Consider the following 23,754-nt stretch of genomic DNA (forward strand, 5'->3'; position numbering starts at 1 on the left):
ATACATACCGTATACTTAATATCTTTCTATCTTCTTCTCGAACTTGGATTATTAACTCTATCCTTCTATTAATTCTACTTAGATTCCAGGTTATAATCAAAGGTTAGGAATAGAATTCGTACTACATTTCATGGAAGATATAGCAGATACTTGAGCGAAGTGAAGTAAAGTGACGCGTAACATACTTTTATTGATATAGACCAAGCTATTACCGTTTATTGCTGAGTTATAAGTCTTTTTCAAGGTTATCGATAAATTAGCGAGTTTGTCCAACATTGAACATAGTGTTATACTAATTTAGTTACTGTCTGTCAAATATGCAGCCAGTTAACCGCCGTTATTTATATTTATCATTTTCATCATGTGAAAAACTACACAAAAAGGAGTTGGTTTAATTTGGATTCTACTAATATTACAGAGAATCATTCTTTCGATAGTAAGGGAGATGATTATTCATTAGGCAGAGTACCAAGAGACAAAAGGAACATGGGATGGCTCAGTATCACTAATATTACTTTTGGAATTGCAACGGCGATTTTTTATTTCCAAATGGGAAGTGTAATGGCACTCCAATTTGGTGCGATAAATGCCATTATATCTGCAGTATACGCCATTATTGTGGCAGGGATACTAGGTACATTTATTGCCTATCTATCTGCGAAGTCAGGAATGAATGTTAATCTAATTTCCAGAGGCGGCGGATTTGGTTATATTGGTGCGTCACTTACTTCGTTTATTTACGCAACAAACTTTATCATGTATTGTGCACTGGAAGGTATGATACTAGTTGCAGCAGTTCATGAATTCTTCCCCGTCATTCCTGAATGGGCATTAATCCTCTTCTTCGGAACAATCGTAATTCCTCTTAATTGGTTTGGAATTAAACAGTTAGACAAACTACAAAAATGGTCTCTTCCACTATTTTTCGTGTTCCTAATCGCAGCCATAGCTATGGCAGCCATGACACCATCAAAATTTGACGGTAGCTTTTGGTCCTATATGCCTGAGGGCGTACAAGCTGGTGGTACTGCATTATTACTATGTATCGGTATGCAACATGGAATTATGGGATTAACCCCATTACTTGCATCTGACTATGCTCGCTACTTAAAACCAAAAGATATGAAGATTGGTATTTTTGCTATTGGATTCATTCCACAAATCTTCTGTTTTGGAGTAATGGGTGGACTTGGTATCTGGTTTGGTGTTCGTTTAGGTGAACCAAATCCTGGCGTTTATATTGTATTATTACTTGGAATATGGGGCGTATTATTTACGATGCTCACACAAGTAAGAATCAATATTACCAATATTTATAGTGGTTCACTATCACTTGCTAATTTCTTTGAAAATGTCTTTAAATTCACCCCTGGTAGACGCTTTTGGGTAGTAGTAACTGGGGTTGCTGCTATTATTCTTATGTTAGGTGGAATTGTGAATCATCTAGAATTAGCCATGACTTTCCAAGGTGTATTCTTAATGACCTGGGCTGCGATTCTAGTAGTGGACGCGGTAATCGTAAAGAAAGTCCTGAAAATTGGTCCTGGGTATTACGAGTCCAGACAAAAAAATCTATTTAGATGGAATCCTGTAGGTGTAGCATCGCTCATAATCGCAAGTGGGTTAGGAACGTTTGCGGCTTTAGGATCCATGGGCGAATTTTTACAAAGTACAGCAGCATTCTTTGCTTCTTTGTTGGCAGCTATTCTAACTGTTGTTCTAGCAATAGCTACTAAAGGTAAATATTATGTTCGTAAAGAAGCAACCGATATTGATAAAGATGATTACATCGCATAATATGGAGAGCTCTCTACTATTTTACAGTAGAGAGCTCTTTTTCATAGAGGGGTCTGACCCCTCTAAATTTTTTTCATTGGTTGGAACTTCCAATACGTTATTGATCTCCACAACCATTCAAATGGACCAAATCGAAAACGTTGTAACCATAATGTACTTATAACCATTTGAGCAGTGAAAATTACGATACTAATCAGTGTACCCGTAACAAGAGTAACATTTCCGTACCAACCTAAACCAACAAAAATACCCACGGATATAATCGTCTGGAATAAGTAATTCGTTAGTGCCATTTGCCCTGCTCGGCCTAACATACGTAATCTCTTCTGCCACTGCTCTTTTCTAAGTAATAAGGTTAAGGCAGAAATATAAAATAAACATAAAGGAATACTACTTACACTTGTAAGTACTAAAATGATGTAGGTTTGCTTAACTCCCCAATCCATCACTCCTAATATGAATAAAGCTAATAATATCACCAGAGGAATACTTATAAGAAGCGTAATTAAGCGTACTTTTTTTACTAATTGTAAGTGCTCCGTAACATTCTGAAAGATGCCAGCTTTTCCTGCAGCTAATCCAACTAGAAACATCGCTAGAACAGGAACCATCGCAGGAATAATATTAAATAGTATCCAAGGTAACTCTGCTATTAGGCGAAAACTCAACCATTCTACATACCCAGCATTCTGATAAACTGTTACATACTCTGAAACAGTACTTTCCATCACCGCAGTAGATACTTCCATTTCCTCTAGAAATGAACTTGGTATTAATAATGTTAAACTACTAAACGCGTTATAAGCTAATAATAAACTCCCTGCCCAAATCAACATCGTTTTGATTTTTCTCTTGTAGAAAAGTAACAGGAAAAATCCTGCAAGGGCATATGTATGTAAAATATCTCCAAACCATAGTGCTATTAGGTGGATTAATCCAATAACTAATAATGCTACCATTCTTCTTACAAAAAGCTTATTAGCACTTAATCCCTTCTTCTCTGATCGATTAATAAAAATGTAAAATCCCAGTCCAAATAGAAATGAAAAAATCGTAAAAAACTTCATGTCGATAAACAACGTAAAAAATACGTCTAACCAGTAATCCATCCCTACGTATTCTGGTTCATATCCATTCATTGTTTTTATAAATATTGCACTGTGAAAAGAGGGCATATTAACTAAAAATATACCAAACAGTGCGAATCCCCTAATGATGTCAATCGTAAGGATTCGTTCCTTACTTGAAATTGGTGCATTCTCCATGGTTTCTCCCCTTTATCTGTCCTCTATATTCTCTCCATTAATCCTTGAGGTCATCTAGAATTACGTTTGCCTTTCTAAAAAGGTTTCAACGATAATTTTAAAGTAAAAAAACTCTCCACTATTTGGATAGCGAGAGTTTAAAATAAAGTTTTCTCATCCTCATAAAAATGATTAATCTAACGTTATAAAATATCTTCTCTCTTCCTCAACTACATGAAATCCAACCGAACGATATAAATTAAGGGCGTTCTCATTCTCTGTATCTACCATCAAACTCGCTCGGTCTAAACCGATCTCTTTTAAGTAGGTCAGACCTGTTGTTAATAGAAATTTTGCAATTCCTAGTTTCCTCCAGTTTTCTATAACAAAAACATCCTCAATCACACCCATATCTTCCTCTTGCCATGCCATTGCACTAGCAATAATTTTTCCATTGTCCCTTACAGGAATAGAAGTCCATGAAGGATTACGTTTATATTCATGTAATTTTTGAAGGCCTAGAGCAGTATCAGGCCAGATTTGAGACTCCACCTCTAAATACTGCTTTTCCTCTTCTAAACTATCCATTTTCCAAAATTGCCAGCTTACATTTTCTAAAGGAAGATTACTAGCTTCTATTGGTTCTTGTAAGTTCCTCTCCATCGTATAGAGGGTGTTTAAAGGCTTAAACCCTTTTTCTTCCACAAAATAGCTATTATTGGATACTTCCGTTGCAAAGTTACCGAAGCATAGGTTCGTTTGATAGCTTGAGGATAATTGTTGCTTTAGCTCTAGTCCACGTGCATATACTCTTTCATATAGCAAATTTATTACTTCGAAGTCTTCTTCTCTTTCAGGCAATGTTTTAAGATTAAAATAGATGCTATGCCTACTTTCCTTCGGGGAACCATCATGAATATTATTAATAACTTCTACTTGGCCTTTTGCCACCATTTTCCCATTGTCAAAAGCACAAAATACATTAGCCCAATTTCCTTCAGGACCAACCCACCAAAATACTACCTTTCTATCTTTAGTTACTACTTGATAAAATTCACGTAATAACGGCATATCCTCTTGTTTGAAGTTCCTTATTTCTAATGACATGTCGTACATTGCCACCTCTTATATTAATTAATTTTAACGCATCTATTTTTCCAAACCTGCAATACCAAATCCTCCAGGTCCAGCATGAGTCGAGATCATGGCTCCAGCTTGAATCCATTCAATATTTTCAAACCCATAATTCTTTGCGATATCAGTCATTTTTACTTTAATGTCTTCATCTAATCCAATGGAATAGATTAAATAGATTTGTCCTTTATCTAAGTTATATTGATTGAGATAGTCTTGGAAAAGTTTTCCTGTAACCGAGCCCATATTTCCTCGATACTTCTTAGTTGATACAAGCTTTCCATCAACTAACTCGATACGAGGTTTAATTTTCAACAAAGCTCCTCCTAGATAAGCAAGGTTGCTAACCCTTCCGCCTGCTCTCAAGAACTCTAGACTACCTGGTACAAAAGCTAGTCTCGACCTCGGCACGATGGATTGGATTTTTTCTATTAATATTTCAGGTTCTATTGCGGGATTCTTGTCCAATTGGTCAGCCGCATACATGACAATAGCAGCTAAACCTCCAGTAACATTTAACGCATCTATTAAATGAACATCATCTATGTTTTCAGTCGCAATAACTGCATTCTGGAAAGATGAAGATGCCTTGGAGGTATAACCAACATGAATAATGACACAATTCGGATTGTCTACTTTTATTTGCTTAAAAAACTCCTCATATTCATGGACATTTGTAGCTGTAGTGGAAGGGATTTTTTTCGTTTTCTCGTGATATTCATAGATATCCTCTACCGGCAGCAACCCATCTAAATAATCCTTATCATCCATGATCACGTGCATAGGTACCACCTGAATATTATGTTTGCTTGTCCATTCTTTCGGTAAATCTGCTCCACTTTCGGTTGTTATTATAATTTTACTCATTTATTAATCCCCTCTCATCTTCCTACTTAGCACCTAGCTATTAGTATCTACTCTAACTATACAATATACTTAACTTTTTTACAGAATTTTTTTACATTAGTAACGAAACTCATAAAAAAAAGACCCGATATACGCTAAATATATCTGGCCTGTACTAGCTATGATAAAAATTCTTTTAACTCAAGTGACATCTTCTTCGCATCAACAATTCCCTTATTATATAAGACAGTTAATTTGTCTTTATTTCTTTCAATACGTCCAACTTCTAGTTTTTCGGTTGGTTGAATAATCAATACGTTGCCTTTCTTCTCTTCTTCAAATATATATTGTAACGTTTCGTTATAAACCGCATGTCGTTTTTCCATCGCCTTTAACAGCCCTGGATAATCCTTATATTTTTTTCTAAAGTACCAGCTAAATGATTGAGGCTTCTTTTCATATCCTCTGTTTCGCGTTAGAATAACAACATTTTTATGATTTCCATCCTGTTCAGATTGTTTAATCGGAATCGGGTCAGATATCCCACCGTCCATCAGCATTCGTCCATCAAATGGAACCACCGGGGCAACTAATGGTAACGAACTAGAGGCACGAATAACGGTTAGGATGTCTTTGCTATAATCCTTCCTCTTATAAAAGACCGGTTCACCTGTCATACAATCTGTAACCCCAACAGCAAATTCTTCCTTTGCCTCATAGAAGCTGTCAAAATCAAAAGGCTCTAATTGATTAGGTAAACTATCAAATAAAAAGTCCATACCAAAAAGCTGTCTCTTCTTAATTAAATTCCTGAGTGATAAGTAGTCCGGGTGGTCGATGTAATCAATATTAACTGCTCTATTCCGGTCAATTTGCCTGGAAATATAGGAAGATCCATTACATGCACCAGCTGATACACCTATGACATAGGGTAAATAGATATCTTCTTCCATCAAATGGTGTAGAACACCTGCAGTATATACTCCTCTACTTCCTCCGCCTTCTAAAACTAAACCTATATTATCCATTTAATCTCCTCTTTTACACTGCCTAAATTTAATGATCTACTTTAATTATAAATCTAAATGGTAGAAGTTTCTAATTAGACGATAATTAAATATGCCCGTGAATAGTGCTGTTCCTATTTGTAACAATAATGGAGTAAAGGAGGCGAGATAAGAAATGAATAATAAACATAATAAAAACAGCAAAGCCGTAAAACAAAACGATAAACAACGAAAAGAATCCGCTAAAAAAGATGGGTTTCGTTATGATTATAATGATTCCTCTGATTTTGAGAAGTAATCAATAAACTTCTGGCTTAAGGTCTTGCTTTGTTTAGAAACAAGGTAAGACCTTTTCTATTGAAGGAAGCTTCTGCATTGATAGGACAATCTTTTTAGCATCTTCCATGATCATATTTCTTATCATAGTGATTTCTCCCAGAATGAGATTATTAGATCTAAACTTAAGGTATCACTTGAATTCCTTCAAATAGTTACCATGTAATACATCGGTTCTATGGAAATAACAACCACCTCTTTGTTAGTATGAATAGTAGTTCGTCACTAATAGAAATGAGGAAAGTAAAATGAAATTAGTCGGAGTATCAGGAACACTTGGTGGAGATAAAACAGCTCAAGCAGTGGATGATGTATTAGCAGCCGCTTCGTCTATCGATCCCAAGCTAGAGGTCGAGTTAATCGATTTAAGGGACTATGAGGTTGAATTATGCCGAGGTGAACCACTATCTTATTATAATGAAGATACTTGGAAGGTAGTTAAGAGCGTATTAGCCGCTGACTTTTTAGTATTCGGTACCCCCATTTATCAGGCCTCTATATCAGGAGTACTAAAGAATCTATTAGATTTCATGCCCGAAAATGGTTTTAAAAATAAAGTAACTGGAATTATTACTACTGGTTGGTCTGAGAAACATTTTCTTGTGCCTGAATATCAATTAAAACCAATCCTCTCCTACTTAAAAGGATTGGTCCCAACAACAAATGTGTTTATTCCAAACGATTCCTTTGATATTGAAACAAATGAGATTAATGATTCTAGCATATCTAGAAGAATCCACAATCTAGCTGAAGAAATGATATTCCTACAGAAAAGCATGAGTGATAGGTTTAAGGATTAATCACATAATTAAGACCCAGATTCTCAAAATCTGGGTCTTAAGATTCTTTAACTAATTACATTCATCAACTCATATTGACGTAGCTTTATTTCAAATAAAGTTAGTGGATCTTGATACATCTCAGGTTTTTCTAGCATCGTATTTAAGGCATCTTTATGTTTTACAATATCAACCTGTACTCCCTCAACCACTCGATGCAGCACTTCTTGTGGATTTGAGAAGAATCTATTAACATCCCATTCTATAGAACTCTCAAATAATTCTAATTGCTGTATAAATGGGCGGATAATTTCCTCTGCTATTTCGCTATAATCTGCATTCTCGATATAGCTTTTGTATTTACTGTATAGCATATCATTATTTCTATTAATGGACCCAAACAGTTTACCAGCACCCTTTAGAAACAGTTGAGAAGGGTTTCTCTTCAGCATAATATTTACTTTTTCACGTTGCACTAATCCTCTTGATATTCGATCCATATCTCGTTGCCAATCTTCAAGTACTTTAAAATCACCTTGTAATACAATCTTACCATCGGTCATTTTTTGATTAATCGTTTCGCTAAATTCGTCACTAGTAATCTGGGCATCCTGGAGCTCTTGTTTACAATCTTCAAGCCAATTCTTTACTGCATGCTTATAATCGTGTAGGACGGCATTTCCCATATAGTGTGCAATCCGCTTATTCATTTCTTCATTGAGAATAATATGCAGCTTAGAAAAATCACTATCCTCCTGCACCAATTCCGAGCAATACTTGAGAATCTTCGGCAATTTACTCATCACATTTTCGTTTAGTTTTTCTTTTATATCATTGAACGAATTGGCCATATTACTAGCTTTTTCTTTTTCTAAATTGCCTAACCGCTCTTGGATATCTTCCAGTTCTAACAGTAAGTCTTCATTCCAGTTTATTTCTTCCATAATATTATTTTTCATTACCACTCTTTGTTCTATTAAGAATTCTACAGTTGCTTTTATTAAATTCCTAATACCGGATGGACTTGCCACTTCCATATTGTATTCTGCTAACTTCGGCTCCGTAAACTCTAAAAACTCCTCTAATAAACCTTCCTTTTCAGCCCATAACTTTATCGATTCAAAAATTTTCATCCCATCCTGTTTCCCATTTTCAACAGGAGTAGAACTATTAAAAAGCTGTTCTGCTTCGCTAATCAGATTTGCATCAAGCTCCGATGGAAAAATCTCATCCCAGGCAAGTATAGCAGTTGAAGGTAATAGTCCATCTGAAGTAGAAGATAACTTCAACCAATTCGGTAGATGCATATGAATTAACTCAGAAATGTCCCTAATTAGAAACTTACCGCTAATTAAAGAGAAATACGTATCTTTAAAAATATTCGGTAGCTTCTTCCATTCATAAGTCTCTTCCATTTCAAGCTGTAATAATAGTTGATTAAACTCATTTATCCATTGCGGATAGAACTCCGTTTGACTGTAGCTATTCCAGATTGCTTCCGTAAGGCTTTCAAATCGGTAAACATCAAGATGTATTAGTTCTTTTAATAGTTCGTTAAAATAATTTGGAATAACATTAGAGGTTAGTCCATGCTTAGCATATCCTTCTAATATTTCCACCCAGGTTAATGACTTCGTACGTATCGCCTCATTAACTGCTAGTTCAATGGCATGATCCCAGTCTTGGATATCCTCAAAATAAGTCTGTGCAATTTCTGTAACACGGGAATAATCTGGATTTATCTTAACGGCTTCTTTAATCGTATCAACAGCCTTTTTCGTTTCATTTTGTTGTATGTACAGAGAAAACAGCTGCAGTAATACTTCTGATTGCAATTCGCTTGATTGCGTTTGAACTTCCTTATACGCCTTCTCTGCAAACTCTAATAATCCCATTTCTAAATGGGCATCAGCAATATTTTTCTGTGCCCAAGGGAATAATGTACCTTCTAAAGGATGTTGCCATTTATAAATGGCAGCCTCATAGTCGCTATTTAAAAAATAAACTTCTCCTTGTGCATAGCGAATAGCTGATAATTCAGGCCGTTCCTTTTGCATTTCCTCCATGTACATCTCACCCAATATTTTAATTGGGTGCCCTTGCTGACTTTTATCTATCAAACTTTGATAATAGGATTTATTAATTAGTTCATTCTCAGTTGTCACAATAATCCCCCACATTTGTTGTTTTATTAATACACGTTAATACTATTCAGCACTTCCTTGTTCCATTCACAATAAAATAGTACACCGTTACTGTATTCGCAATTACCTAGCGATTTATGGGGATGAGACGGAGGTTGATATTCGAATATGCCAGGTTAGGGCCTTCCTTCTATCTGATCAAGCTTCCTTTATAATGTCATTTATCACCATTGATGGTGGACAATCCTATAAATATTAGATTGCTCTTAATAAAATAGGGCTAACGCGTATCTTTTTGAAGATACGCTTATTTTTTTGTGAACATCTCTATTCATTGTAACTAGTCTATTAATCGTGTATGATTAAATCGTACACGATTAAAAACTAGGAGGAATCATAATGACAACTGTTTATGACTTTACGGTTAAGAAGACAAATGGTACCGAGCAATCTTTAAAGGAGTTTGAAGGAAAGCCGCTACTTATTGTGAATACTGCTAGTAAATGTGGATTAACAGATCAATTTAAAGAGCTTCAAGAAATCTATGACCAATATAAAGAGCAAGGTTTTGAGATTTTAGGGTTTCCTTGTGGCCAATTTAACAACCAAGAATTCGATAATATTGAAGAAACGACAGAGTTCTGTCAATTAAATTATGGTGTAACATTTCCCATGTATGGAAAAATAGATGTAAATGGAGAAAATGAGGAGCCATTATTCAGCTATTTGAAATCAGAAAAAGGTGGCGTCCTTTCTAAGGATATCAAATGGAACTTCACTAAATTCCTCATTGATCGAAATGGCCATGTAGTAGAACGCTATGCTCCAACAACAAAACCAAGTAAAATAGAAAAAGATATTGTTAAACAACTTTAATTGTTTAAGGGGATGAGTTTTTGGAGGATTTTTTAACACTAGACAATCAGCTTTGTTTTTCAATCTATGAAACCAATAGCCAATTTACGAAATTATATTCAAAAGTACTTCATCCCTTTGGAATTACTTACCCTCAATATTTAGTATTGTTAGCCCTGTGGGAGAAAGATGGACTTACAGTGAAAGAATTGGGCGATCGATTAAATTTAGGTACGGGAACATTAACTCCTATGATTAAACGAATGGAAGTTAGTGGATGGGTCAAAAAGGAACGTGTTGCAAGTGACGAACGTAAGGTTTGTGTTTTCGCTCAGCCAAAAGCATTAGACGAAAAGAATGCTATTAATAACGCGGTAGCACGAGAAGTAATCTCTTGTAATATCGAATTAGCTGAATACGAACAATTATTAAAGCAGTTGAGGGTTCTTCAAGGGAAACTATTGAATCGGGGTAGATTATAGTTTTCTAATAAGGCTACTACGATTTATTCATTTGTCACGATTCTTTTGTACGCTTGGAGATTAGAAGACCTATCATCAAAAAAGTAAGGACAGATAATACCATGTCCTTACTTTTACGATTATAGATATGAAATTAGTAATTATAAAGAATCAACAAATGACTCTAACTCTTCTTCCGTTTGTGGTACGACCACATCACCGTTAAGGATTTTTTCTTCCCATTCTTGAACACCAGCAATAATATCTTCTGTCATTGCTTCTGCATTTGTTTCAGCAATAGATATTGCATTTTCTTCAATACCATATTCTATTATTTCTCCAGCAGGGAACTCTCCGTTCATTCCTCTGTTGATTACATCTTGAACCGCTACATCGACACGTTTAACCATCGAAGTTAATGTTATATTATTTTCCCCAATTTGACCTTCTTCGTACTGATCACGGTCTACACCGATTACCCAGATTTCACGTTCAGGGTCATTTTGCTTAATATCTTTCGCTTGGTTAAATACACCATTTCCCGTTCCTCCAGATGCATGGTAAATCACATCCACACCATTGTCATACATAGTAGTTGCAATGATTTTACCCTTTGCTGGATCTGTGAAAGATTCTGCATATATTACTTCTACTTCAATATCAGGATTTACAGATTTAGCACCTGCAATAAATCCAGCTTCGAATTTACTGATTAGTGGAGACTTAATACCACCAACAAATCCTAGCTTTTCTGTTTTTGTTTTCATAGCAGCAGCTACCCCTGCTAAGAAAGAACCTTGATGTTCTTTAAACGTAATGCTAGCAGCATTAGGAGCGTCTACTACTTCATCTACGATTGCAAAATTAGTATCAGGATATTGACCTGCAGATGTTTGAAGATCTTCTTTTAATTTAAATCCAATACCGAAAACAAGGTCATATTCGTCACGGACGAAACGAGCGATGTTAGGCATATAATCTGCTGTTGCGTTTGACTGCGCATAATCAAAGCCTTCACCTTTTGATAAACCATTTGTTTCTCCCCAAGCTTTGATACCTTCCCATGCTGATTGGTTGAAAGATTTATCATCTACGCCACCTTCATCTGTAACCATAGCAACTTTATATTCCGTAGAACCTTCTTCTGTTTGAGAAGCAGAATCTCCATTATCTTCTTCCTTATTCTCTTCATTCGTTGCTCCACCACAAGCTGCTAAGATTATGCCTACAGAAAGAAGTAAAGCTAAAAGTAATAATGTATTTTTTTTCATTGTTGTTCCTCCTAGTTGTTTTAGTATTTTAATTATTATTGCTCATTTTTTCACAATTATTACTGAACCATTTTACTATCAAATTTAATCCGTCTACTCCCCCTATTCTAATTGGTAATTTCTTTTTCATATAATTCCATAGAAAAAAGCTCGAAACACATGCTCACTATGTGAAAGCATGTATTTCGAGCTTTATTAGACCGAAATAAGACGAACAACTAAAAACACGATTTGCGAAAATCGATGTCTGACTGATTACTATCAAAAGATTTATAACCTTGATAGTAAAGTAGAAGTTATCTCGTACTCGCTTTCCATAGTCAGTCCATTTACGGTGAACTGGTAGAAACTTGCAGGCCATATCCCTACATTTATATGAAAAATATGATTAAGTTCGTATTTAGTATATCATCTTCGTTTTATTTTGCAAGGGAATTTTACTAGACTTTACGTTCTACACTTCATATCTATCCATTCAAAACCTTGTCAATACAAGGTATGAATGTATATTACACATATCTATAGTCGGTTTATTTTTTATTTTCTTATATTTTTGCAAAATAAATCCACAGGTCAAAACACGAACGTTTATGTAATCGATTACATCATCATTCGTATTATGTACTTATTTTTATTTACGAACTTCGCAGCATTAATGGGAGTCACTATGAACCTATCATTTCTATTACTACATACTTTTGCCTAACTCTACAGATCGATTTCTTGCACTTTTTATACATTCATAAACTATCTTTTCAAATTTATAGTCTATTAACGAGTTAATTCCTGCTTCGGTTGTTCCCTCCGGACTGATAACTTTCTCCTTTAGTTCCTTCGCAGAATCACCTGATTGCTGTAACATCTTTCCAGCACCTAGAAAAGTCTGAGAGATTAATTCAGTGGCAATATTTTCATTTAGCCCTAACTCTATTGCAGATTTTTCCATCGCTTCTGCTAAATAATAAATATAAGCAGGACCACTTCCAGCGAGGCCGGTGACAATATGCATGTCTGCCTCTTCACTGACTACAGTCTTTCCAATAGTTTGAAATAGTGTTACACCAATAGCTAGATGCTCATCTGTTGCGGTAATTCCTTTGGCGATCGAAGTAGCAGAATGCCCTATAAAAGCAAGCATACTTGGGTTTGCTCGAATAATAGGTGCATCTAAATTTAATAGGCTCGAAATATAGTCAGTTGATACTCCTGCAGCAACTGAAATAATTAATTGGTTTGACGAAATACTATTCTTTAAAGATTGGACTGCTGCTTTCAAATCAAATGGTTGCATGGATAAAATGATAACATTAGCATCTTGAACTGCCTCTTCCCTATCCTGGACACATTGGATTTGATATCGTTCTTGCATATAACTCAGACGCTCTTTATTACTTCTATTTGTTACAAAAATTTGCTCGGCATTTAGAAAGCCTTTGTTTAAAACCCCAGCAATAATAGCTTCTGACATTGCTCCAGCACCTATAAAGGCAATTTTATTAAATATATTAATCCCACCTTTTCTCCTTTGCTAAAAATCATGTAAATCTACTCTTTTGGTTCCAAATCTTCAATGGAATCAATTTCCATATAAGTTGGTACAGCTAAACCAATTTTAGCGCCAGATAAGTTTTCTCCTAAGTCTTCAAATTGTCCTTCATATTCACCATAGAAAGCACCATGAGTTGCTGGCATCCATGGAGATAGTGAGCCATCAGCGTCACCTGTTGAAATTGCTTCAAATAAAACAGAAGGATCAACAACGGATAGCTTAACATTATAACCTAGTTGTTCAAATACAAGTTTAGCTACATTTGCTGAGAACAACTCTGTATCCCAAGCAGTTGAAGCTAAATGTAATGAGGTCCCATCTACAGGTTCTACACCCTCCGTCCATTCTGCAACAATTTCTTGATTCTCTTCAACCCACTCTTGAGCAACTACTTCAAAATCAAAGTCCATTTCTTGAGCTTTTAGTAAAGCAGCTTCCATATCTGCTAATTCCCAGTGAAATCGATCAAACAATGTATAAGCTTCAGGCATTTCGTCTTTTAGCCCATGTCTTACGATTGTAGTTATGTACTCCGCTTCACCAAATATACCTTTAGGATCTTCTAAGTATTTCAAGTCCCATTTAGCAAATTTATAATGAGGAGACCATGCAGCAACTATAATAGGTTCTTCATTATCAATAGTCTTTTCTAAGGATGTTAACATGGCAGCAGAAGAAGATGTTTCCTGTTCCCACCCAGCAAGACTTTCGTACTCAGCTAATGCTTTCTCATTCGTTTCAGTTTGTCCGGCACCAGGCTCAATTCCAGTAATGGTATATTCCAATTCTTCACTAACACTTTTAGATGCTCCACCTTCACTCTCATTACCTTCTTGACTACAACCAGCCGCTACGAACGATAAAGATAAGGCTGCAATTACCCCTACTTTTTTCCATTTAAACTCAAACATTTAATTAAAGCACTCCTTTAATATTTGTTTTAACGCTTTCATAAATCAATATCATGAACAAAAAATCTTACTTAATCGACACCTCTTGGAACTCGGTTATCAATTAGGTCCAATGTAATTTCTACTTAGAATAATCATTGAACTTCTGTTTCACTCGCACCTCCATTAAACTAGTAAACTAGCTAAAAAATACATCTTAAACTATGAAAGCAAATTATTATACTAATATTACGTTAGCACATATTTGAACTACTGTAAATCATATTAAACTAAAAAGGAACATATGAGTTCATTTTGTAATATCTAATTTTATGACGAAAAAAAACAACCTATCTCCCCTGTTTTAAGGAGACTAGGCTGTTTTTCCATATCAAAGTTATTTATATTTATCATCTTGATAAATTGTGAATTTCTATTCTCTACTCATATTCCATTTATATCCTAGAGTCTTTTGTATATTTTTCTCTACAAGAGCTTGTTGTAGCCTTTCCATTTTTTCAATAGAGTTGTCCGTTTGCTTCCCCAGTTCTATTACCAATGCCTCAATCAAGGCAATTATAGGAATGATTGAAAATTGTTCGGTGCTATACTCTAGTTTCAATGTTACAGATGCATATGGGGTAATTGGACATGATATATGATCTGTTATTAAAATAATCTTATTTCCTTGTTCATAAGCAAATTTTACAGCCTCAATCGACCGATAACTATATGGTTCAAACATGAAGACTACTATAACCTCATCTTTTTGAAATTGTAATAACTTATCATACAATACTTCTGTATCGTGGCTAAGCTGACGTACCTTTGAACAGAACTCTCCAAGAATTAATTCTAAATATAGCGCTGTGGCTTTATATGGACGTGACCCTAATATATTGATTTGACTAGCTTTGAGCATGAGATCAATTGCTTTAGGAAAATTTTCGATTAAGTCAGGAGTTAGTGACTTGTCCAAAATATTAACTGCTTCTTTCCAAACTTGGAATACCGTTTGACCCTCTTTATCGTCTGTATCCGACGACTCATATGATTTCTTTGAATAGGTCCACCTAGTAATTGGTGGCTCATAAGCATCATAAATTTCTTTTCGAAAGTCATTAAAATTGTCGTATCCTAAGACCTTCAATAGTCGCATAACCGTGGAAATACCGACACCAGCACTTGCCGCAAGCTCTTTTACCGTTATCAGTCCAATAGACTGATAATTTTTCAGGATATAGTAGGTTAATTGCTTCTGCTTTTTAGGTAATGTTTCTTGTATCTCAATAATCCTTTGAATCGCTTTATTTCGACTGTTTTCATACTCCGACATATTACTCTCCACCCGATTCATATTTTGATAGGATATGTAAACTCTTTATTCATCTTATAGCTTGGATAAGGATAAATTCTGTGACAAGTTTACATGATATCATGCGTAAGTTCAATCATATGTACCACTTTCTACTTACACTACTGAATGACCGATTCACTCTGGCATCTCAATGTTGAGCTCAATAAGCCCTCCTTCTCTTACACAATGAAGGATGATATCCCCCTTCGGAAACGGAACAATCACTTGGTATTCATCCCTCTCAACATCATTTTCCCAACCGATAAACTTATAGCCATCGTAATCATTCTGCCTATTAAAGTGCTCAAGAAATTCAGCAAGATTCATGTCACCATAAAGCGCCTCTAATTCTTTCGTCCACTGTTCCGCTGTTTTACTAGAAATATTCGTTTGAATATCAAGTTGTTCATAGTGATCCCCTAATCTAATTAATGCCTCTCCATCTGTTTGTTGAAGAAAAGCTACAGCAAGGTTTTCAAAATGATAATAATGAGGGCCACCGCTTGTCGTGAGATTAGTACTGTTTTTTGCTTTCATTAAATCTACTATTCTTTCTTTTGTTATGGGTTCGTTAGAATACCAAAAGTATTTAAAGTCCTCTGGATTCACGGAACTAACATGTGGTGTAAAATATTTTCCATCATTGGAAATTTGAATGACTGGTTCTGGATCAAATCGTTCCTTATATTGATAAACAAAAACATCACTTCCATCATTCATGACAAATAATTCAATCCCCATCGGTTCATCAGTTTGACCTTTTGTTGTAAGCTCTGCAAATCCGTCCTCCGTATTGGATGTATAATAAAGATTACCATTTTTATATACTGGGGTTAAACGATAGATAAACTCTGATGTTTCAACTACCTCCTCGCCCGAATAAATCGTAGAGTTACCTTGTTTTGTTATTACTTCTTTGTCTACTTTCCAGGTAACTTCACCTTTCCCGTAAAGGGCATCCTCTGTTGACTCAGAGTCTGGTAAGGAGAGTGTTAGTTCTAGTACATCCCTCTGTTCAAACCCGTACGTTGTATATGTTCGATCTGATCCTGCATGAGCATCCGACCAATTAGCCATATAATAGATTCCATTGGTAAGGGTAGTTTTTTCTTGGAATGGCAAAGAAGTAACATGTTTTCCATAGGCAAATTGAACGCCAATCCAAGGGACAACAAGAACAATGACAACAATAGTCCACTTTTTCCACTTCGAATAATTTATTTCTGTTTCTTGCGCTGAATTGATTTCATCTTCATGAATACAAGTGTTTAATAGATTCATAAATCCAGCAATGAACCCACTACCAATAAATGTATAAGAAATGAGGCCAATATAATACTGAAGGGGATCCATTTTCAACAACTGTATAATTAAAGATAACAACAATATAGAAAGTATAGTCCCCAATGCTAAAGGGATAAATTTCTTCACATAACGTTTCCAGTACTTCGGAGAATCTAGCAATGCTTCTCCTAAACGTTTATCCTCCAAAACAACGATATAAGGAGTTAGTAAATACAAGAAGAGAATAATGAATCCAATAATACCACCAATAACCGTAGTCACCAATAAGTAAAAGGATACAAAAGTAAGGATTGTACTTAACAATTGAAATAAAAAAATCCTCCAAAAATATCGGCACCCCAAACGAAAAATAGAATAATTATTCCAATTTCCTAGTACTAATGCTTTCTTCATACTTCCTAGATACATCCCTATTGTAAAACTGACTGCCGCAAAATAAACGACTGCAATAACGATCATCCAAGCAATACTTCCTCCTTCATGGATAGGAAGAAATGAAAGCGACTGGTTCAAATCTGAAATTAATGGAATAAAAATTGGCAGGGTAAATTGAATATTAAACTCTGCGGGCGATGCCCCAAGATGCAATGATCCAAACGAATACAGTCCAATACCAAGGAACGATATAAACCCCATGCCAAAACTAATCAAGACTTGTAATATAATTGGTAATATAAGAATAACCGGATGTTTTAAAATACTTCTAAATCCTGCTTCAACGTTCATCTCTTTCACCCTTTACCACTAATTTCATCATGCATTACCAATCTTTTTATGTATATAAAAATCTTAACATACTAGTATGTAAGTTTATAGATTTAAAAGCTCGTCGTAATTACCGCCGCAAAAATTCTCTTTCATCAAAACCATAAAAACTCACAATCAACCATCGATATCAACAGTTGATTGTGAGTGTTTAATCTTGCTTTTGAACATTAACAGGCTTTAATTTGCATGGATCCCTTCCCATTCCTCCATAAATGCTTGTATTGTTCTATTAACTTCTTCCTCACTTGGAGCACTACGTAGGATTTCCTCTTGCTTATATGGTTTCCCACCTTTAACAACCAAATCAATTTCTTTTGTATGCATAATATTTTCTAACGGATTCTCATGTAAGATTACTAGGTCTGCGGTTTTTCCCTCTTGGATGGAGCCAATATCATCGAGGTTAATAGACTTAGCTGCATTCACTGTTGCTGCTTGTAATGCCTCCATTTCAGTAAATCCAATTTCCACAAATATCTCCAGTTCACGGTGTAAAGCCATTCCAGGGTACGTGTATAGTAAAGCTGGGGTATCGGTTCCAGCGACCACTGTTCCACCCATATCATAGTAGGTTTTAGCTATAGCTTTTGTTAAGTTGTTAATAATTGCATTACTTTCTTTTATAACGTCTATGATATCTTCATGACTTTTCCAGTATTCTACCGGACTCTTTCTATTTTCGATAGATTGTATCACTTTATTTTTAGGTGACCAATAGTTTGGAAAGCTCATTGCTTGATCGAACAGAACCATGGTAGGGCATAGTTTTACATTGTATTCTAACATTTTCTCACACAGTTCTTTAATTTTCTCTTGATCTGGTTCTTCCCAATTTATATGACTCCACTCTGCTTGTTCCACTAGTGGGCTCCACCCTTTATAAAGCTCTTGTGCAAATCCTGAGGCATGTTCAAACCATGTAACACCCGCTTTCGCTGCATCTAATGCAGTTACATCCTTAGAATTTATTAAATCAATAGAAACTTCCAAGCCAAATTTCTTTGCCTCATCCGCTGCCGCTGCCATAGCATCTTTTTTTATCCACCCATATAGTTTAATAAATCTCGCCCCTACTTCAACCTGTCTACGAACTTCTTCCCTAGCTTCTTCAGGATCGTCTGTTACAAAATTTCCATAACTAGTTGGACCCCATTGTCCAGGTGAACCGTCAATCATTCTATCTGACGCGTATACTCTTGGTATCGGTGCAGAATCTGGCTTTTGAATTAAGTTATTAAGTAGTAGGACATTACCTGCCGTGTTCCGTACCGTTGTTACTCCTGATGCTACAAAATGAGGCGCAAACCCCTCATTAATATGACAATGCATATCGATTAGTCCTGGGATAATATACTTTCCTTTTGCATCGATTGTCTCTATTCCCTCAGGCAATACTTCATCTTGTTTAATTATTCTTTTAATCTTATTCCCGTCTACTTCAATTGCTCCTATAAATAATACTTCGTTCACAACATCAATAATCGTGCCATTTTTAATTAATAACTTTTCCATCTTCTTTTCCTCCTAAAATATATTAACTATATTCATCTATCTGATTTTATTGTATATTGATTAAAACAAATGGTTTTAAAAATTGTCATATAGTGGAATTTATAATTTTATCAGGGGGGGAATCTAAGTGTTTGAGGAATACGGGACAACACTAAGAATGATACGAAAACAAAAAGGAATTACCTTAAAAAGATTAGCAGAAGGTATCTGTTCTGTTTCTTTTCTATCAAAGTTTGAACGTGGGGATTCTGATATAACGCTTGGTCTCATGACTAGATTACTAGAAAAGTTAATGATGAACTTTGATGAGTTTTTGTACATACATCACGATTTTCAGCCTGATAAACTAGAACAATTTTTTCAAACAGCACGGACTGCTTATTTTAATAGGGACGATAATCAACTGAAGGAATTAAAAAACGGACAATTAAAAAAGTGGAAGCAATACGGTGTGGAAACGTACCATTATAATGCGCTATTAATCGAAGTGTATGAAAGTATAGTAGATGAGCATTATAAAAATAATAGCGTGCAAGAATATGACATTCACCACCTCTCTGACTATTTATTTCGTGTAGAGGTATGGGGCTACTATGAACTAACGCTTTATAATGGAACGCTACTATTACTCGAGCCGGATATGGTCATTATGCTTTCGAGAACTGCTTATGAGAAAAGTGCACGGTTTAGAGACTATAAAAAAGTACATGATGCAATCACATCTGTACTTTTTAATACCATTATCTATTTTCTTGGACCTGTGAACCGATTTCACGAAGAATTTCCATTTCAAAAGGAATTTAACGAATTTATATCGTATCTTGAGATAATTGCAATTCCAGAAAGCAACTTAACGGATAGAGTACATTTATTACAGCTCAAAGGTGCCTATGACATCCGAACTGGTAGCAAAGATGAAGGTATTGCGAAAATGAATAAAGCCATTCAACTATTAAATGATTTGAATTCTACTAAGATGGCCAATAATATAGAGCAATACCTACTGCAGATTATGTAGTAGTAGGATTCACTACCATATATATACCTAAAAGCGGAAATAACTCATTTAAACATTAGCAAAGTTAAATGAGTTATTCTTGATACTGTGCCTAGGCCCTACTCAACAAGTTAATATTAGCCTTAGATTTTAATAGAAAGAATATTACACTAGGGGTGATCTTGAATTGAAATTGAAAAGATTTAAAACTTGGTCTTGAACAATATATTTTTAATACTACCTATCCCCTAATGTTTAAAAACCAACCTTCTTCAAAAACAGCCCCTCAGCATCAGCCATACGACCTGTTTGAATTCTTTCTTTTGAGTCAATAATACTTGGTATTGCAGCAGCTTCTTTTACGCCTAATCCAACTTCAATTAATGTTCCAACTATTTTTCTCACCATATTGTAAAGGAAGCCATTGCCTCGCACTGTAATTTCGATGAAACCCTCATTCTCATGTATCTCAAGTGAGTATATTTCACGCACCATGGACTTTTTCTTCGATTTTGCATTGGAATAAGAAGTAAAATCATGCTTTCCTAAAAAATAATTAGATGCTTCTCTCATTTTTTCGATATCAAGCTTATCCTCTACATGCATACTGTATTTTCGCATGAATGGATGTGGATATTGCTCGTTCCAAATCTTATAGACATAATTTTTATCTTTAGCATTATAGCGTGCATGAAAACGGTCTTGTACTAACGTAACATCTATAACACTAATATCATTCGGAAGATATCGGTTTAAATATTGCATTACTTCCTCTTCCGTTGCATTCTTACGCATCTTAAAATTAGCAGTCTGAGCAAGAGCATGTACACCTGCATCTGTTCTACTAGAACCAATAATTTCGATTTTCTCTCCTGCCAACTCTGTTAATACGTTTTCAATTTTCCCTTGTATGGTGTTATCACTATCACCAAGTCGTTGCCAGCCCTTGTATCGGCCACCATCATATTGAATGGTTAATTTATAATTGTTCATTGCTTTGTTATCTCCTTTTCATATATAAGTTTTATACTATCGTAACGTTTGTAGGAAAGCAAAACGACTTAAATGCCTAACTTTTTTACAAATTAAAAACACTCACAAACATTGATTTACCAATATTTGTGAGTGTTCTATCGTTTTAGATACCGGTGGTCGGGGTCGAACCGACACTCCCCAAGGGGAACGGGATTTTGAGTCCCGCGCGTCTGCCAATTCCGCCACACCGGCATAATATTAATTGACGTTTTCTTGACTGACAACTAATAATATAGCACGGTATGGGTATTGGTGTCAATGCTTATCACTCGGATAATTTGTTTTTACACTACTGTATCATTGCTACTTAATCTCTTCAAAACGATCTTACGAATGAGGCTTCCAATAAAGAACCCTAAGATAAGAAAGATAATAGGTAACCAAATTACTCCAAAATAAATACCATTAATATTAAATACTGGAGAGTACACTACACCTATAGTACCGACAAAGGCTGCAAATACAAACGGCAAAAATGCAAACGGTTCATTCCCTCCACCTGCATCTCGATAGGCATCCCACATGCCAAATAGATACAGACAAGGATAAAACATCAACCATTGGAAGTCGGTATGAGCAATTGATTCTTGCATGTTTCCATGAAAACTAGGTAATATTGCATAATTAAGTCCTGACATTACATTGACGATAAACTCTAAGATAATTAATACAGTCCCTTTTACTATCTTCCCATTAAGATACTGCCCAAAGCCTGGTAAAGCAATACTCCAGAATAGCACTTCAGCTGCTCTACTTTTTTTCATAGCACACACTACCTATCTGATAATTCACGTCTATTGGAAGCCTTTGGTGGCTGTTCTAACCAACCATTATCAATCATAATATTAGCCCCATCCTCTGCATACTTCATTATTTCAGCAGCTAAACGTGTATAGTGGGTTGATATATCTCGTCTCAAACTACCTGCGAGTGCAATACCAAAGTATCCTAAACTAGCTGAGATCAAAGCAGTTGTTTGAAACATCATTAGTTTGTCCGAAAAAACAAAGGAAGTATTATCAGTCACCTCTGAATCCCATGACATTGGGGTTGGTAGGTGTTCTTCATTTAATATAGAACCAAATACTTCGATATGTTTAGCTGCTATTTCAATTCCTCTTTTCATATACTCTTTTGCTTCCTTCATCTGTGCTACCTGGGAATACCCCACTATTGTGGCCGTCCCCAATACATTTCTTTGTATATTTGCATATAAACTTGAAATTTCCATGCCAGTAAGTGTTCTTCTTTCGCCAAACCAACCAGTTAAAAAACTTTGCTTCTTTATATATTCGGCAGCACTAGGAGCATTTATATATGGTGCCCTTATATAAAGTCCTTTCTCAAGCATTAAATCCTTTGCCATTTGATGTAGTTTGTTTGTTTTAGAAAAACTTGTTGAGAAGTATTCGTACACGTCTGCACGAGCAGTTATGCCCATCGATGCACTATACGTATTCATGCCAATACTAGCCATATCCCGAATATAATTCAAAAAATAGGTCTCAGAGTATAAACTAGGTGCATTAATATCAACATCTTCATTTAATCTAAAACCTATTGGAATTGGATAACTTTCTTTATTAAAAATAACCTTTAATTGCTCAATATGAGACTCTGATAGTTGTAATCCATACTGAACAACTTCTTTAATACGCTCATCCTCTACACAATTAAAGAAGTAGTTCAATACACACACAGACGCGCTATTAGTCATATAAGCGTTCCAAATCTGCGATATTTCAACAGATGTTAGTCTTGAATTGTGTTCTATCTCCATAATTAATTACCTCCGAATACTAATACTCAATACTTAGTATTCCCTTGTTGTAAAATATATACAGTATGTGTAAACTCATCGAAATAATCATGAAATAAAAAAACTCTTTTGTTTTAACCGCTATAAGAGAATAGCAACTAAAATAAAAGAGCTTAATCGAGAATAGTTTAATATTTATTTAGAAGATAGAATATTGGAGGCGGTAACCGGATTTGAACCGGTGATAAAGGTTTTGCAGACCTCTGCCTTACCACTTGGCTATACCGCCGTTCTATCTGGAGCGGAAGACGGGATTCGAACCCGCGACCCCCACCTTGGCAAGGTGGTGTTCTACCACTGAACTACTTCCGCACTGGCTGGGCTACTAGGATTCGAACCTAGGAATCACGAGACCAAAACCCGTTGCCTTACCGCTTGGCTATAGCCCAATAAAAGGGCGATCGGTGGGAATCGAACCCACGAGTGCCGGAGCCACAATCCGGTGCGTTAACCCCTTCGCCACGACCGCCATATAAAAATGGCAGGGGTAGTAGGAATCGAACCCACATCAAAGGTTTTGGAGACCTTCGTTTTACCATTAAACTATACCCCTACTGTCAAAAATATGACTATTAAATTTTAAAAGTGGTGGAGGGGGGCAGATTCGAACTGCCGAACCCGAAGGAGCGGATTTACAGTCCGCCGCGT

20 protein-coding genes, 6 tRNA genes and 1 riboswitch are annotated in these 23,754 nt (G+C 35.6%); of the genes, 6 read left to right on the forward strand and 20 right to left on the reverse strand.

Annotation, left to right across the window (positions count from 1 at the left end; all coding sequences use genetic code 11):
* Positions 1-396: 396 nt before the first annotated feature.
* The gene (locus tag TE34_RS19655) at positions 397-1,797 is read left to right on the forward strand and encodes a purine-cytosine permease family protein (protein WP_047986507.1); all 1,401 of its coding nucleotides are present in this window, start codon (positions 397-399) and stop codon (positions 1,795-1,797) included.
* 62 nt (positions 1,798-1,859) lie between these two features.
* Here the strand turns inward: TE34_RS19655 and TE34_RS19660 are convergent, their stop codons facing one another.
* The 4 genes from TE34_RS19660 to TE34_RS19675 form a co-directional block, all read right to left on the reverse strand.
* Positions 1,860-3,062, reverse strand: coding sequence for a DUF418 domain-containing protein (locus TE34_RS19660; RefSeq protein ID WP_047986508.1), 1,203 nt, complete (start codon positions 3,060-3,062; stop codon positions 1,860-1,862).
* Positions 3,063-3,233: 171 nt separating this feature from the next.
* Positions 3,234-4,157, reverse strand: a complete 924-nt coding sequence (locus TE34_RS19665; RefSeq protein ID WP_047986509.1) for a GNAT family N-acetyltransferase — start codon at positions 4,155-4,157, stop codon at positions 3,234-3,236.
* Positions 4,158-4,190: 33 nt separating this feature from the next.
* Positions 4,191-5,042 (reverse strand): DegV family protein, encoded by an 852-nt coding sequence (locus tag TE34_RS19670; RefSeq protein ID WP_047986510.1) that lies wholly within the window; start codon positions 5,040-5,042, stop codon positions 4,191-4,193.
* A gap of 158 nt (positions 5,043-5,200) precedes the next feature.
* Positions 5,201-6,049 carry a patatin-like phospholipase family protein gene (locus TE34_RS19675; protein WP_047986511.1) on the reverse strand — a complete coding sequence of 283 codons (849 nt, stop codon included), beginning with the start codon at positions 6,047-6,049 and terminating at the stop codon, positions 5,201-5,203.
* Positions 6,050-6,203: 154 nt separating this feature from the next.
* Between TE34_RS19675 and TE34_RS21650 the strand changes: the two genes are divergently transcribed.
* Positions 6,204-6,326 carry a hypothetical protein gene (locus TE34_RS21650; RefSeq protein ID WP_269083200.1) on the forward strand — a complete coding sequence of 41 codons (123 nt, stop codon included), beginning with the start codon at positions 6,204-6,206 and terminating at the stop codon, positions 6,324-6,326.
* Positions 6,327-6,612: 286 nt separating this feature from the next.
* Complete coding sequence (locus tag TE34_RS19680; RefSeq protein WP_047986512.1) at positions 6,613-7,164, forward strand: NADPH-dependent FMN reductase; 552 nt, start codon at positions 6,613-6,615, stop codon at positions 7,162-7,164.
* Between the two features lie 47 nt (positions 7,165-7,211).
* Here the strand turns inward: TE34_RS19680 and TE34_RS19685 are convergent, their stop codons facing one another.
* Positions 7,212-9,308 (reverse strand): tetratricopeptide repeat protein, encoded by a 2,097-nt coding sequence (locus TE34_RS19685; protein ID WP_047986513.1) that lies wholly within the window; start codon positions 9,306-9,308, stop codon positions 7,212-7,214.
* A 378-nt stretch (positions 9,309-9,686) separates the two neighbouring features.
* Between TE34_RS19685 and TE34_RS19690 the strand changes: the two genes are divergently transcribed.
* Both TE34_RS19690 and TE34_RS19695 read left to right on the forward strand, forming a co-directional pair.
* Entirely contained in the window at positions 9,687-10,163 is a 477-nt protein-coding gene (locus TE34_RS19690) for a glutathione peroxidase (RefSeq protein WP_047986514.1), read from the forward strand.
* Positions 10,164-10,183: 20 nt separating this feature from the next.
* Positions 10,184-10,624: a MarR family winged helix-turn-helix transcriptional regulator gene (locus TE34_RS19695; RefSeq protein ID WP_047986515.1), complete on the forward strand. Its 441-nt coding sequence runs from the start codon at positions 10,184-10,186 to the stop codon at positions 10,622-10,624.
* A 140-nt stretch (positions 10,625-10,764) separates the two neighbouring features.
* Here the strand turns inward: TE34_RS19695 and TE34_RS19700 are convergent, their stop codons facing one another.
* From TE34_RS19700 to TE34_RS19725, 6 genes are all read right to left on the reverse strand, one after another.
* Positions 10,765-11,874, reverse strand: a complete 1,110-nt coding sequence (locus tag TE34_RS19700) for a BMP family lipoprotein (protein WP_047986516.1) — start codon at positions 11,872-11,874, stop codon at positions 10,765-10,767.
* Positions 11,875-12,171: 297 nt separating this feature from the next.
* Positions 12,172-12,273: riboswitch (purine riboswitch) on the reverse strand.
* A gap of 289 nt (positions 12,274-12,562) precedes the next feature.
* On the reverse strand, positions 12,563-13,384 hold the full coding sequence (gene proC / locus TE34_RS19705) for a pyrroline-5-carboxylate reductase (protein ID WP_330218320.1): 822 nt from the start codon (positions 13,382-13,384) through the stop codon (positions 12,563-12,565).
* 35 nt (positions 13,385-13,419) lie between these two features.
* The gene (locus tag TE34_RS19710; RefSeq protein ID WP_047986518.1) at positions 13,420-14,334 is read right to left on the reverse strand and encodes a glycine betaine ABC transporter substrate-binding protein; all 915 of its coding nucleotides are present in this window, start codon (positions 14,332-14,334) and stop codon (positions 13,420-13,422) included.
* A 412-nt stretch (positions 14,335-14,746) separates the two neighbouring features.
* On the reverse strand, positions 14,747-15,649 hold the full coding sequence (locus TE34_RS19715) for a MurR/RpiR family transcriptional regulator (protein WP_047986519.1): 903 nt from the start codon (positions 15,647-15,649) through the stop codon (positions 14,747-14,749).
* Between the two features lie 156 nt (positions 15,650-15,805).
* The gene (locus TE34_RS19720; protein ID WP_047986520.1) at positions 15,806-17,701 is read right to left on the reverse strand and encodes a hypothetical protein; all 1,896 of its coding nucleotides are present in this window, start codon (positions 17,699-17,701) and stop codon (positions 15,806-15,808) included.
* Positions 17,702-17,920: 219 nt separating this feature from the next.
* Complete coding sequence (locus TE34_RS19725) at positions 17,921-19,255, reverse strand: amidohydrolase family protein (RefSeq protein WP_047986521.1); 1,335 nt, start codon at positions 19,253-19,255, stop codon at positions 17,921-17,923.
* A 127-nt stretch (positions 19,256-19,382) separates the two neighbouring features.
* On the opposite strand from TE34_RS19725, the gene TE34_RS19730 reads away from it, so the two are divergent.
* Positions 19,383-20,273, forward strand: a complete 891-nt coding sequence (locus TE34_RS19730) for a helix-turn-helix domain-containing protein (RefSeq protein ID WP_047986522.1) — start codon at positions 19,383-19,385, stop codon at positions 20,271-20,273.
* 234 nt (positions 20,274-20,507) lie between these two features.
* Here the strand turns inward: TE34_RS19730 and truA are convergent, their stop codons facing one another.
* From truA to TE34_RS19775, 9 genes are all read right to left on the reverse strand, one after another.
* A complete protein-coding gene (truA, locus tag TE34_RS19735) occupies positions 20,508-21,245 on the reverse strand; it encodes a tRNA pseudouridine(38-40) synthase TruA (protein ID WP_047986523.1) in 738 nt (245 codons plus the stop codon).
* 150 nt (positions 21,246-21,395) lie between these two features.
* Positions 21,396-21,479 (reverse strand) — tRNA-Leu (locus TE34_RS19740).
* A gap of 92 nt (positions 21,480-21,571) precedes the next feature.
* Positions 21,572-22,051 (reverse strand): hypothetical protein, encoded by a 480-nt coding sequence (locus TE34_RS19745; protein WP_047986524.1) that lies wholly within the window; start codon positions 22,049-22,051, stop codon positions 21,572-21,574.
* An 8-nt stretch (positions 22,052-22,059) separates the two neighbouring features.
* Complete coding sequence (locus TE34_RS19750) at positions 22,060-23,067, reverse strand: DUF3231 family protein (RefSeq protein WP_047986525.1); 1,008 nt, start codon at positions 23,065-23,067, stop codon at positions 22,060-22,062.
* 194 nt (positions 23,068-23,261) lie between these two features.
* Positions 23,262-23,335, reverse strand: a tRNA-Cys gene (locus tag TE34_RS19755).
* An 8-nt stretch (positions 23,336-23,343) separates the two neighbouring features.
* Positions 23,344-23,418: transfer RNA gene (locus TE34_RS19760), tRNA-Gly, on the reverse strand.
* 2 nt (positions 23,419-23,420) lie between these two features.
* Positions 23,421-23,495 (reverse strand) — tRNA-Gln (locus TE34_RS19765).
* A 7-nt stretch (positions 23,496-23,502) separates the two neighbouring features.
* Positions 23,503-23,575: transfer RNA gene (locus tag TE34_RS19770), tRNA-His, on the reverse strand.
* 10 nt (positions 23,576-23,585) lie between these two features.
* A tRNA-Trp gene (locus TE34_RS19775) sits at positions 23,586-23,659 on the reverse strand.
* Positions 23,660-23,754 lie beyond the last annotated feature (95 nt).

The organism is Ornithinibacillus californiensis (genome assembly GCF_001038485.1).
Classification (GTDB): domain Bacteria; phylum Bacillota; class Bacilli; order Bacillales; family Amphibacillaceae; genus Ornithinibacillus; species Ornithinibacillus californiensis.

Coding starts and splice junctions, on each gene's coding strand:
- TE34_RS19660 (WP_047986508.1), bottom strand. CDS start 3,062: ATGGAGAATGCACCAATTTCAAGTAAGGAACGAATCCTTACGATTGAC.
- TE34_RS19665 (WP_047986509.1), bottom strand. CDS start 4,157: ATGTACGACATGTCATTAGAAATAAGGAACTTCAAACAAGAGGATATG.
- TE34_RS19670 (WP_047986510.1), bottom strand. CDS start 5,042: ATGAGTAAAATTATAATAACAACCGAAAGTGGAGCAGATTTACCGAAA.
- TE34_RS19675 (WP_047986511.1), bottom strand. CDS start 6,049: ATGGATAATATAGGTTTAGTTTTAGAAGGCGGAGGAAGTAGAGGAGTA.
- TE34_RS21650 (WP_269083200.1), top strand. CDS start 6,204: ATGAATAATAAACATAATAAAAACAGCAAAGCCGTAAAACAAAACGAT.
- TE34_RS19680 (WP_047986512.1), top strand. CDS start 6,613: ATGAAATTAGTCGGAGTATCAGGAACACTTGGTGGAGATAAAACAGCT.
- TE34_RS19690 (WP_047986514.1), top strand. CDS start 9,687: ATGACAACTGTTTATGACTTTACGGTTAAGAAGACAAATGGTACCGAG.
- TE34_RS19700 (WP_047986516.1), bottom strand. CDS start 11,874: ATGAAAAAAAATACATTATTACTTTTAGCTTTACTTCTTTCTGTAGGC.
- TE34_RS19710 (WP_047986518.1), bottom strand. CDS start 14,334: ATGTTTGAGTTTAAATGGAAAAAAGTAGGGGTAATTGCAGCCTTATCT.
- TE34_RS19715 (WP_047986519.1), bottom strand. CDS start 15,649: ATGTCGGAGTATGAAAACAGTCGAAATAAAGCGATTCAAAGGATTATT.
- TE34_RS19720 (WP_047986520.1), bottom strand. CDS start 17,701: ATGAACGTTGAAGCAGGATTTAGAAGTATTTTAAAACATCCGGTTATT.
- TE34_RS19725 (WP_047986521.1), bottom strand. CDS start 19,255: ATGGAAAAGTTATTAATTAAAAATGGCACGATTATTGATGTTGTGAAC.
- truA (WP_047986523.1), bottom strand. CDS start 21,245: ATGAACAATTATAAATTAACCATTCAATATGATGGTGGCCGATACAAG.
- TE34_RS19745 (WP_047986524.1), bottom strand. CDS start 22,051: ATGAAAAAAAGTAGAGCAGCTGAAGTGCTATTCTGGAGTATTGCTTTA.
- TE34_RS19750 (WP_047986525.1), bottom strand. CDS start 23,067: ATGGAGATAGAACACAATTCAAGACTAACATCTGTTGAAATATCGCAG.